The sequence below is a fragment of the Actinomycetospora sp. genome, from assembly GCF_036497585.1.
GTDB lineage: Bacteria > Actinomycetota > Actinomycetes > Mycobacteriales > Pseudonocardiaceae > Actinomycetospora.
On sequence record NZ_DASXJD010000204.1, the window covers coordinates 66,633 to 77,041 of the forward strand.

Here is a 10,409-nt window from a genome sequence, read left to right on the forward strand (position 1 = left end):
CGCACCCGGAGCTCGATGAGTGAGCGGCGCCGTTCTGGCGTCAGATGCCAGGATCGTGCCGTTGCTGGCATCCCGGGCGCCCGGAGCTCGATGAGTGAGCGGCGCCGTTCTGGCGTCGGACGCCAGGATCGTGCCGTTGCTGGCATCGGCGGCCGGGCCCGGGCTACGCGCTCGCGCGATCCAACGCGACCGTGATCCGCTCCGCGGCCCGCCGGACGCCCTGCACCACCGCCGGCTTGCGGGGGCCGAGGACCCGGGACGTCGAACCCACGATCGACACCGCCGCCACCGCCCGCCGCCCCGACCGCCCGCTCCCGCCGAGGATCGGCGCGGCGATCGACGACCAGCCCAGGTCGTACTCGTCGCGGCAGGTCGCGTACCCCTGCTCGCGGGTCTGGATCAGCGTCCGGTGCCAGCGCTGCGGGTCGACGATGGTGAAGGGCGTCCGCCGCTCCAGCCCCCGCTCGAGGATCGCCGCGGTGAGCTCCCGGTCCGAGGCTGCGAGCACCCGCCCGATCGACGAGGAGTGCGCCGGGTTGCGCCGGTAGTCGGTCCGGAACCGTAGCCCCGCACCGGCGGTCTCCAGCCGCTCGAGGTAGAGCACGTCGGTCCCGACGGCCATCCCGAGCTGCACGGTCTCCCGGACGGTCTCGCGCAGCTCCCCGAGCACCGGCATCGCGACCTCGCGCAGCAGCAGCCGGTCGACGGCGAGCTGGCCGTACTCGAAGAGCCGCAGTCCGAGGCGATAGCGACCGGAGCCCGCCTTCTCGAGCAGTCCTCCCGCCGCGAGCGCGGCCAGCATCCGGCAGGCCGTCGACTTCGCGATCCCCAGCCGCGCCGCCACCTTCGTCGCCCCCAGCTCGGGCTCGGCGGCGAAGCAGTCCAGCACCGCGACGGCGGTCGACACCGACCGCAGCGGAGAGTCCTCGGCGTCCTCGCTTTCCCCCGTCGCTCCGCTCGCTTGGGAAGGCAGCACCGCCGAGAAGGGCAGGACGGTCATCACGCCTCCCAGTCGGGGAACTCGTTGGCCGGGGGAACGTTCACCTCGGTGACGCGGTTGCGGTACGAGACGAAGGCGGACCGGCCGCCCTCACGCATCTTCACCCGGATCTCCTCGGTGTTGAGGGGTTCGCCCGGGTCGTAGCCGTGGGCCCAGGTGGCGAAGGCGCGCATCGGGCCGGAGTGCGTCGCGGCGAGGATGCGGCGGTGGGTCAGCGAGCCGTCCGCGCGACGGGACTCGTCCGTCAGCCGGTGGAAGCCGCGCCAGAACCGCCGCACGCACATCGCCGGCGGCTCGAAGTACATCATCGGGACCGTCAGCCACTCCTGGATCGGGTCGGCCCCGCCCAGCTGCGTCCGGTAGAAGCGGTCGATCTCGACGAGCCAGCGCGGCCGGTCGCCGACCGCCAACCGCTCCAGGGTCTCGTTGGTGGCCTGGTACTGCCGGAACGCCGAGGTGACGTCGCGCAGCCCGTCGGGGGTCCACACCCCGAAGTTGCGCAGCTCGGCGATGGGCTCGGGGTTGGTGACGTCGGCGTCGATGCCCCACATCGACAGCCCGTCCTTGGCGCCGCGGAAGAGCTGGTCGGCGGTCTGGCGGGCCCGGTTGGTGTCCGCGCACACCAGCCGGACCTGGTCGCCGTGGTCGAAGCGCCGCGCGAGCTCGTGCCCGCGCCGGTGGGCCTGCCAGGCGCCCATCGGGGTCAGTCCGGCGTCGGTCGAGTATCCCTGGGTGATGCCGTGGCGGATGATCGAGATCTCGCAGACGATCTTCTCGCTCGCCCGGCGCTCGAGCGGCGCCGCGATCTCCTTGCCGCGGCTCGCCTCGGCGAGCGCGGGGGTGAACCGGGCGCCGTCGTAGCTGACGCTCGTGTCCACAGCAGGTGCCGACGACGACGGCGGAGTCGTCGCCCGCTCCCGGAAGCGCCGGAGGTACAGCGGCGTCCCGTCGTCGTCGTGCGCCGCTTCCCTATCGGCGTGCTGTCCTGAATTCCTGTCGGGAACCGCCTGCCGGCGCGACCGGTACTTCGACAGGTAGTCCGGGGTCTCGTAGCGGTCGACGGACCGCGGGTCGCGGCCCATCAGGAGTGCACCGTGAAGAAGCGCTCGTTGACCTGGCGGTGGTAGTAGAAGATCGCCCGGCCCATCTCCTCCTCGGTCCAGGTGATCGGCTCGAAATCCGGGTCCACCCAGTAGCCGCCGGTGAAGAGCTCGTTGCGGTTGCCGGCCGGGTCGAAGAAGTAGGTGGTGTAGCCGCGGGTCACGCCGTGCCGCGTCGGGGCGACGTCGATGTTCACGCCGTGGTAGGCGAGCGTGTCGGCCGCGTCGCGGATGCCGTTCCAGTCGTCCATCCAGAACGCGAAGTGGTGCAGCGCCCCGTTCGGCCCGGTGATCACGGCGATGTCGTGCGGGGTGTGGGAGTGCTCGAGGAAGGTCGCCAGCTGGTGGCCGTCGTTGGCGAGGATCTGCTCGGTGAGCCGGAACTCGAGCAGCTCGCAGAAGAACGCGGTGAACGCCTCGACGTCCTCGGCCATGACGAACAGGTGGTCCAGCCGGGGCGGCGCGATCCCGACGAGGTCCTGCGGACGGGGCGGCGGGTTCGTCATCGGGAGCATGTTCCCCACGCGCTCGGTGCCGTGGGTCAGCTCGATGAGGTGCCCGCTCGGCGCCTCGAACCGGATGGCCTCGCCCCAGCCCGGTCCGAGCTCGCGGGGGGCGAACCGCTTCACGGGCACCCCCGCCGCCTCGAGCTTGCCGGTGAAGTGGTCGAGGTCCTCGGGGGCGTGCAGCTTGAACGACATGTGGTCCAGGCCGTAGGTGGGCGCGGCGCGCAGGATCACCGAGTGGTGCTCGCGCTCGTCCCAGCACTTGAGGAACACCCGCTCGGCGCCGTCGCGCTCGTCGCGGGCGGTCTCGATCAGGCCGAGGACCTCGGTGTAGTAGGCGGTGGCGAGCTCGAGATCGGGGACCCGGACCTCGACGTGCTGCAGCCTGAGGATCCGATCGGACGATGAGTTGTTCGGCATCGAGCGTCTCCTCAGGTGTGCATGCGCAGGAAGCGCTGGCTGACGACGTTCTCGTAGTAGAAGAGGCCCTTGCCGAAGTTGTCCTCGGTCCAGGTGAGGATCTCGGTGTCGGGGTCGACCCAGTAGCCGCCGGTGAAGACCTCGTTGCGGATCCCGAGCGGGTCGAAGAAGTAGATGGTGTTGCCGCGGGTGACGCCGTGGCGCGTCGGGCCCTGGTCGATCTGGACGCCGTTGTAGGCGAGGGTGTCGGCGGCCTGCCGGATGTGGTCCCAGTCGTCGAGCCAGTAGGCCCAGTGGTGCAGGGCGCCGTTGGGGCCGTTGACGATCGCGATGTCGTGCGGGGAGTTCGTGCGCCCGGCGAGCCAGACGCCGAGCTGGTGGCCGTTGCCGTCGAGGACCTGCTCGGTCATCCGCAGGCCCAGGATCTCGGTGAAGAACCGGGCCGACTCGGCGACCTCCTCGGCGTTGACCAGCATGTGGTCGATCCGCGGGGGCGCGATGCCGGGCAGGTCGGGCGGTGGGGTGGGGCTCGGGTTGTGCTTGCCGAGCAGATTCCCGGTCTTCTCGATGTCCCAGACCAGTTCCATGACCTGGCCCGACGGGACCTCGAAGCGCAGGGACTCGCCCTGCCCGACCGCCTCGCCGCGGCTGACCCGCGCCGTGGGGCAGCCGTAGGCCTCGACCCTGGACTCGAACTCCGCGAGGTCGTCCTCGGCCTCGACGCGGAAGGTGAACGAGTCCAGGCCGGTGCGTGGGTTGTAGCGCATCCGCAGCGAGTGGTGGTCCTCCTCGTCCCAGCACTTGAGGTAGACCGCGTCCTCGGTCCGGGCGACCTGCTGGAGGCCCATGACCTCGGTGTAGTACGCGGTCGACAGGTCCAGGTCGGGGGTCCGCACGTCCACGTGCGCGAGCCGCAGGATGCCCACGTCCGGTCCTCTCGCCAGGGGGTGCCGGCGGGAGCGCCGGTGTGCTTGACGTCACGACGCTAGCCGCCCTAGCGTTCCGGAGAGAAGAGCCTCGGTTCCGGTCTCCGGAACGGTTGGCGCGGAGCGCGTGTGCGTGTGTTTCCGTGCCCAGACGCGGAAACGCACGCACACGTCGAAGACCAAGGAGGTGGACGTGGCCGACCCGATGGCGATGCGGCGCGCCGTCGCCGGCTACGTCGAGGGCATCCACCGCGCGTACGTCCAGCAGGCCTCGACCTTCCCTCCCGCCGTCCGGGGCCGGATGCCGCTGCTGGCGGCGGGCCGCTTCACCGTCGTCGCCGCCGGCGCCCGCAACCTGCACGTGCTCGCGACGACGGAGGCCCTCGGCCCGCTGCGCGGCGAGGAGGTCGAGCTGCCGGGCGCGCTCGACGGGATGGACTGGACCGTCCGGTTCTACGATCCGGTGGTCCTGCCCGCGCTCGGCCTGATCGACGAGGGCGAGGCCCCCCGGCCCGCCGAGGTCCGGGGCTGCCTGGGCATCTCCACGGTCCTCTACCACCTGGTCACCCAGCCCGGCTCCGGTCTGTCGCCGCACCACGCGGGCCACGTCGGGTCGGGCCTGGCCAGCGGGCACTCCGCGGCGGCCCGGGACTTCGACACGCTGCGTTCCCGGGCCCGCGGCCGGGAGGCGCTGGTCGACGAGATGCAGGGCGCCGCGGTCGCCGGCCTCGCCCGCGCCCAGATGCTGCTCGCCCGCGCCATCGCCCCGCACAACGCCGCGGTGGGCGAGGCGGTGGACGCCGCGCTGCGTCCCGGCGCCGACCTCGACCCCGACGGCGTGCGCCGCGTCCTCGTCGGGGCGCTCGGCGGCACGGCCGCGAGCACGGTGGGGGCGTTCTGAGTGGACGCGACGCTGCAGTCGGTCAGCAACGCCGCCCGCCTGCTCAAGGCGTTCCTCTCCCGCGAGGAGACGCTCGGGGTCTCGGAGCTGGCCCGCCGGCTCGGGCTCGGCAAGAGCGCGGTGCACCGGCTGCTCACCACGCTCGCCGCCGAGGGCCTCGTCGCCCGGGATTCCGACGGCGGGTACCGGCTCGGCCTGGTCGTGTTCGAGCTGGGCGAGGCGGTGCGGGCCCACATGGACCTGCACGGGGCGGCCGGCCCGGTGCTCGTCGAGCTGCGCGAGCAGACCGGGGAGTCCTCGCAGGTCGGGGTGCTCGACGACGACGCGGTGGTCTATGTCGACCGCCTCGAGAGCAGCCACTCGCTGCGGCTGATGCACGATGCCGGGCGCCGCGTCCCGCTGCACTGCACCAGCTCGGGCAAGATCCTGCTCGCGGAGCTGGGCGAGGAGCACCTCGAGCGGATCCTCGCCCGCGGGCTCCGGGCGCACACCCCGCACACGATCGTCGAGCCCGGGGCCCTGCGTGCCGAGCTGGCCGCCGTCCGGGAGCGGGGATGGGCCGACGCGGTCAACGAGCGCGAGCTCGGGGTCGCCTCCCTGGCCGCCCCGGTGCGGGGACCCGGCGGAGCCGTCGTCGCGGCGATCAGCGTCGGGGCCCCGATCACCCGCTTCCGCGCCATCCCCCGGCAGCGTCTGGCCCGGTGCGTGGTCGAGGCCGGGGAAGCGGTGTCGCGTCGGCTGGGATGGGTGCCCGAGGACGAGCGCGACCGCAGCCGAGGCCCGTCGTCGGGAGCAGGTTCGTCGTCGTCCACCGTCCGCACGAACGGCCGGGAGGCCGCGCATGTCTGACCCCGCCGGCTCCGAGCGCGTCGGACTCGACGCCCCGGGCAAGGCCCGCGCGCTGTACGAGGCGCGCGGGACCCGCGTCCCGATCGCGCCGTTCACCGACGCCGACCCGTCGTTGGGGATGGCCGAGGGCTACGCGATCCAGCGCGAGCTGCTGCCGCTGCTGCTCGCCGACGGCGACCGCGTCGTCGGGTACAAGGTCGGGCTCACGTCGACGGCGATGCAGCGCTTGGTCGGCGTCGACTCACCCGATCACGGCCCGGTGCTCGCGTCCACGGTCTACCGCGACGGCGACGCCCTCCCGCTCGACCGCTTCATCGCCCCCAAGGTGGAGGCCGAGATCGTCTTCGTGATGGGGGAGCGGCTGCTCGGGCCGGGCGTGGGCCCGACCGACGCCACCGGGGCCGTCGCGGGAGCGGCGGCGTCGATGGAGATCGTCGACTCCCGCATCGCGGACTGGCGGATCAAGCTCGCCGACACCGTCGCGGACCTGGCCTCCAACGGCGCCGTCGCGGTCTCGTCGCGGGTGGTGCCGCTCGAGGGGCTGGACACCCGGCTGATCGGGATGACGCTGACCCGCAACGGCGAGCTGATCGACACCGGGGCGGGCGCGGCGGCGCTCGGGGACCCGCTGGCTGTGGTCGCGTGGCTCGCGAACGTGCTCGGCGAGCACGGGGTGGCGCTGGAGCCGGGGCACCTGGTGATGACCGGGGCGCTGCACGCGGCGGTGCCGCTGGCCGCGGGCGAGGTGTACCGGGCGGAGTTCGACCGGCTCGGGCCGGTGTCGCTGCGGGTGACGGCGGGTGCCGCCGGTTCCGAGGGTGAGGTGGCGGCCTGATGGGTGCCGCCGGAGACGCAGCGGAGCGGAGCTCGACCATGCATGCCGATGTGCAGCAGTTGGCGGCGCGGCTGTCGAAGGCGGTCGCGGAGCGGACGGCGATCGAGCCGCTGACCGACGAGGTGCCCGACCTGGACCTCGAGACGGGCTACGCCGTGCAGCGGGTGCTGCGCGACCAGGCCGGCCCGCTCGCCGGGTGGAAGCTCGGGGTGACCTCGCGGGCCAAGCAGGCGCAGGTCGGGGTGTCCGCGCCGGTGTGCGGCTTCCTGCCGGCGTCGGCGGCGCTGGACCTGGGCGAGCCGCTGTCGGTGTCCTCGCTCATCCAACCGCGGGCGGAGCCGGAGATCGTGTTCGTCCTCGGCCGCGACCTGTCCGGGCCGCACTGCACCGCGGTGGACGTGCTCTCCGCGACGTCGGGCCTGGCGGTGGGCATCGAGGTCCTCGACTCCCGGTTCCGCGACTACCGGTTCACCATGGCCGACGTCGTCGCGGACAACACCTCGGCAGCGCGGTACCTCGTCGGTGCCCCGGTCCCACCCGCCGGGATCGACGTGCGGCTGGTGGGCGTGGTGCTCGAGAAGAACGGCGAGCTGGTCGCGACGGCGTCCGGGGCCGCCTCGCTGGGGCACCCGGCGGCTGCCGTGGCGTGGCTGGTGCGCCGGCTCGCGGCGTCCGGGGAGGGGCTGCGTGCTGGGGAGGTCGTGCTCTCCGGCGGGCTGACAGCGGCGACCCCGGTCGCCCCCGGCGACGTGGTGACGGTGTCGATCGACCGGCTCGGCACCATCGAGATGGCTGTCGCCATGTGAGCGGAATTGGCCGTCCTGACGACCACATCCGTTCACATGGCGCCCGACGAAGGAGGGCGCCTGTCATGCCCCTGGTCCAGATCACCCTCGCCCGCGGGCGGACCCCCGAGCAGCTCGCCGCGCTCGGGGAGAAGGTCACCGCGGCGGTGTCGGAGGCGGTGGGCGCCCCGGCGGGCAACGTCCGCGTCGTCGTCACCGAGTGCGAGCCCGAGCACTGGTTCGTCGGCGGCGAGTCGCTGGCCGAGCTGCGGGCGTCGGGCCGGCGGTGACGACGTGCTCGTCGACCTCGGGGACCCGGCAGGCCGCTCCGCCTGGACGGTGAGCGCCGACGACGGCCGGGCGTTCGCCGTCTTCGTCCTCGACGACGGGTCGTTGCGGGTGTCCGACGCCGCCTGTCCCCACAACGCGGGCCCGCTCGTCGAGGGGCAGGTCCGCGCCGGTGAGGTGCGCTGCCCGTGGCACTGGTACCGCTTCGACCTCGACACCGGGGCCTGCCGGACCACGAACCTCTTCGCCCTCACCGTCTACCCCGTGCTCGACGTCGACGGCCGGCCGCACGCGGACGTCGGCGACGCCCCGCCGACGCTGTCCTGGTCGGAGCGGCTGCGCGCGCACGCCCGCGACGCCTGACGACGGGAAGAAATCCGACTTCCGCCACACCTGTCACTCCTGTACCTCTTGATCTCCGGATCGTGATCCGTCTTACTGGTGCCGGATCGATCACCGGGGGTCGGGAGGGGGCGGCGCGATGGGCGGATCCGCACGGGTCGAGGGGCTCTCCGAACGGGACCCGGCCTCGTGACGACCACCGAACCTCGGCACCGTCCGGCGCTGCCGGGCGTGTGGGGCGGCCCGAGAGCCGTGACCGTCGTCCCGCTCTCCGTCCGGCCCACCGTCCCCCTGAGGCGCCTCGGCCCTGCTGATGCCCCGCCGCCGGTCCTGGACCCGCCCGTGCCGCGAGCGGCCTCGGCGCCCCACCGGCGGGTGCTGCCGACTCCCGAGGACCCGCTCGCGCCCTCCGAGCCGAACCGGAAGCGTCGCGCGCGCTCCGCCCGGCGCGTCGTCCTGCCGCTGCTCCGGCTGGGCCTGCTCCTCGCAGTGGTGGCCGTGTGCACCTCCGGTCCTCCGTCCGGGCCGCCGCCCGCCCGACCGTCCGGTCCTCCGGTCCCCGCTCCGGTGCCGGGGCCCGATCGTGCCGCCCTGCCCGGCCCGTCGGCCGCGATCGCGTCGCTCCTCGGCCCCGCCTCGCGCGGTCACGTCTCGCTCGCCGCCGTCGACCTCGCGACCGGCCGCTCGTTCGCCGCCGCGCCCCAGGCCCCGGTGCACACGGCGAGCGTCGTCAAGCTCGACGTGCTGGAGGCGCTCCTCCTGCAGGCCCAGGACGGTCACCGCCGGCTCTCGCCCGCCGTCGACCACCTGGCGACCGCGATGATCGAGGACAGCGACAACGACGCGGCGACCCGGCTGTGGGACCTGGCCGGCGGCGCGGCGGGGCTGGCCAGGGCGAACGTCCGTCTCGGCGTGCACGACACGCATCTCGACGACGCCCACTGGGGCGAGAGCACCACGTGTGCCGCGGACCAGATCGCGCTGCTCGGCGACCTCGTCCGCCCCGGTCCCCTCGGGCCGGCTGCCCGCTCCTACGCGACGGGCCTGCTCACCCACGTCGAGGACGACCAGAGCTGGGGCGTCTCCGCGGCAGCCGACCCGGGCGCGGTGACCGGCCTCAAGAACGGCTGGCTGCCCCGCGACGACGACGGCGGTCGCTGGGTGGTCGGCAGCGTCGGGGTGACCACGGTCGCCGGTGACCCGGTGGCGCTCTCGGTGCTCACCGAGCACCAGCCGAGCGAGGCGTCCGGGATCGCGCTGGTCGAGGCTCTGGCGCGGACGGCCGCCCACGCCCTCACCGGTGATGGGGACCCCACCGCTCGGCAGTAAGCGGGAAATCACTCCCACTTCACGTGTACCGGCGTCACCACTGCCTGGGCGTGCCGCTGGCCCGCACGGAGATGGCGACGGCGTTCCCGGCCCTGCTGCAGCGCTTCCCCACGCTGGCCCGACCGACGTCGAGCGGGCCGACTTCCGCGAGGGCACGTTAGTCTACGGGATGCGCAGCCTGCCGCGCACCTCTATGGAACGACCGTCACCGGCCACTTCCCGGCCTTGATCAACCGGCCGGCGAGCGAGCCGACGAAGCGGTGCCCGGCCTTCATCGAGGCGCCGACGACGACGGCGTCGGCCCGCAGGTCGTCGGCGGCCCGGACGATCTCGAGGTACGGGTCGCCGTGAACCGTCACCAGCCGTGCCTCCATCTCGAGCAGGCGCAGGTACTCCTTGGCCTGCTCGTGGAGCTCGGCGGCGAGCTCGTGCGCGGACTCGGCCAGCACCGTGACCGCGTCGGCGGACAGCGAGGACATCGCGGGCGTCGTCGTCACGGTGATGACGACGAGCTCGGAACGTTGCCGCCGGGCGAGGCCGACGGCGTAGGCGCCGGCCCGCAGCGACGTCGTCGACCCGTCGACCGCCGCCAGGATCAGCTTCGGGCCGTCGGTGCCGAGCTCGAACCCGTCCACGGGCCTCAGTGTCCTCCGCCGGCGCCGTCCCGTCGATCAAGGCGCAGGGGGCGGGCTCAGTGCGGCGGCTCGTGCCCGATCGCGGTCTCGCCGGTCGGGGCGATCTCGCCGGTCCAGCCGCACGCGGCACACCAGCAGTAGAACCGCCGGTCGTCGCCCTCCCAGAACTCCGAGGCCAGGTCGACGGCCGCCGCGCAGGCCGGGCAGAAGCGCGGGGCGTCGCGACGGTGCGCCTCGGCGTCGGCCGCGAACCGCCGGTCCGGGGGCGTGCTCACCCGACCGGGCCGGAGTCGACCTGGGCGTCGGTGCCCGGCGCGAGCGTCGCGTCCCCGATCCCGCCCTCCGGGGTGAACGAGGAGCGCCCCGCGGCCTTGTCCTTCCCGACCTGCTCGGCGGCGGAGAGGTGGACCTTGCGGATGGTGTCGAGCATCGGCGAGTACCGGGTCGAGCCCATGTCGCAGAAGTCCAGGGCGAACTGCGCGCCGCCCGCGTG

The 10,409-nt window shown here is 73.6% G+C and carries 13 protein-coding genes and 1 pseudogene; 7 read left to right on the forward strand and 7 right to left on the reverse strand.

From position 1 onward, the window contains the following. Nucleotides 1–163: 163 nt before the first annotated feature. Genes VGH76_RS20075 through VGH76_RS20090 form a run of 4 tightly spaced genes read right to left on the reverse strand, consistent with a single transcriptional unit; the run spans nucleotide 164 to nucleotide 3,952 of the window. Nucleotides 164–1,000, reverse strand: a complete 837-nt coding sequence (locus tag VGH76_RS20075; RefSeq protein ID WP_331558486.1) for an IclR family transcriptional regulator — start codon at nucleotides 998–1,000, stop codon at nucleotides 164–166. Then, a complete protein-coding gene (locus tag VGH76_RS20080; protein ID WP_331558487.1) occupies nucleotides 1,000–2,082 on the reverse strand; it encodes a histidine phosphatase family protein in 1,083 nt (360 codons plus the stop codon). The genes VGH76_RS20075 and VGH76_RS20080 overlap by 1 nt, the downstream gene beginning before the upstream one ends. Beyond that, the gene (locus VGH76_RS20085) at nucleotides 2,082–3,026 is read right to left on the reverse strand and encodes a catechol 2,3-dioxygenase (RefSeq protein WP_331558488.1); all 945 of its coding nucleotides are present in this window, start codon (nucleotides 3,024–3,026) and stop codon (nucleotides 2,082–2,084) included. Before VGH76_RS20085 ends, VGH76_RS20080 begins: the two co-directional genes overlap by 1 nt. 11 nt (nucleotides 3,027–3,037) lie before the next feature. After that, nucleotides 3,038–3,952, reverse strand: a complete 915-nt coding sequence (locus VGH76_RS20090; RefSeq protein ID WP_331558489.1) for a catechol 2,3-dioxygenase — start codon at nucleotides 3,950–3,952, stop codon at nucleotides 3,038–3,040. Nucleotides 3,953–4,145: 193 nt separating this feature from the next. Between VGH76_RS20090 and VGH76_RS20095 the strand changes: the two genes are divergently transcribed. The 7 genes from VGH76_RS20095 to VGH76_RS20125 all read left to right on the forward strand — a co-directional run bounded on the left by VGH76_RS20095 (nucleotide 4,146) and on the right by VGH76_RS20125 (nucleotide 9,281). Beyond that, nucleotides 4,146–4,853, forward strand: a complete 708-nt coding sequence (locus VGH76_RS20095; protein ID WP_331558490.1) for a hypothetical protein — start codon at nucleotides 4,146–4,148, stop codon at nucleotides 4,851–4,853. Next, nucleotides 4,854–5,702 (forward strand): IclR family transcriptional regulator, encoded by an 849-nt coding sequence (locus tag VGH76_RS20100; RefSeq protein ID WP_331558491.1) that lies wholly within the window; start codon nucleotides 4,854–4,856, stop codon nucleotides 5,700–5,702. Next, nucleotides 5,695–6,537: a 2-keto-4-pentenoate hydratase gene (locus tag VGH76_RS20105; protein ID WP_331558492.1), complete on the forward strand. Its 843-nt coding sequence runs from the start codon at nucleotides 5,695–5,697 to the stop codon at nucleotides 6,535–6,537. Before VGH76_RS20100 ends, VGH76_RS20105 begins: the two co-directional genes overlap by 8 nt. Further along, the gene (locus tag VGH76_RS20110) at nucleotides 6,537–7,343 is read left to right on the forward strand and encodes a 2-keto-4-pentenoate hydratase (RefSeq protein ID WP_331558493.1); all 807 of its coding nucleotides are present in this window, start codon (nucleotides 6,537–6,539) and stop codon (nucleotides 7,341–7,343) included. Before VGH76_RS20105 ends, VGH76_RS20110 begins: the two co-directional genes overlap by 1 nt. Continuing rightward, nucleotides 7,340–7,612 carry a 2-hydroxymuconate tautomerase gene (locus VGH76_RS20115; RefSeq protein ID WP_331558494.1) on the forward strand — a complete coding sequence of 91 codons (273 nt, stop codon included), beginning with the start codon at nucleotides 7,340–7,342 and terminating at the stop codon, nucleotides 7,610–7,612. Before VGH76_RS20110 ends, VGH76_RS20115 begins: the two co-directional genes overlap by 4 nt. 4 nt (nucleotides 7,613–7,616) lie before the next feature. Continuing rightward, a complete protein-coding gene (locus tag VGH76_RS20120; protein WP_331558495.1) occupies nucleotides 7,617–7,973 on the forward strand; it encodes a Rieske (2Fe-2S) protein in 357 nt (118 codons plus the stop codon). A 321-nt stretch (nucleotides 7,974–8,294) separates the two neighbouring features. Further along, the gene (locus VGH76_RS20125) at nucleotides 8,295–9,281 is read left to right on the forward strand and encodes a serine hydrolase (protein WP_331558496.1); all 987 of its coding nucleotides are present in this window, start codon (nucleotides 8,295–8,297) and stop codon (nucleotides 9,279–9,281) included. A 191-nt stretch (nucleotides 9,282–9,472) separates the two neighbouring features. On the opposite strand, the gene VGH76_RS20130 is transcribed toward VGH76_RS20125, so the two are convergent. From VGH76_RS20130 to VGH76_RS20140, 3 genes and pseudogenes are all read right to left on the reverse strand, one after another. Beyond that, entirely contained in the window at nucleotides 9,473–9,916 is a 444-nt protein-coding gene (locus tag VGH76_RS20130; RefSeq protein WP_331558497.1) for a universal stress protein, read from the reverse strand. A gap of 56 nt (nucleotides 9,917–9,972) precedes the next feature. Beyond that, nucleotides 9,973–10,191, reverse strand: a complete 219-nt coding sequence (locus tag VGH76_RS20135) for a hypothetical protein (RefSeq protein WP_331558498.1) — start codon at nucleotides 10,189–10,191, stop codon at nucleotides 9,973–9,975. Then, a pseudogene (locus VGH76_RS20140) lies at nucleotides 10,188–10,409 on the reverse strand (phthalate 4,5-dioxygenase); the annotation flags it as partial. The pseudogene VGH76_RS20140 and the gene VGH76_RS20135, both read right to left, overlap by 4 nt.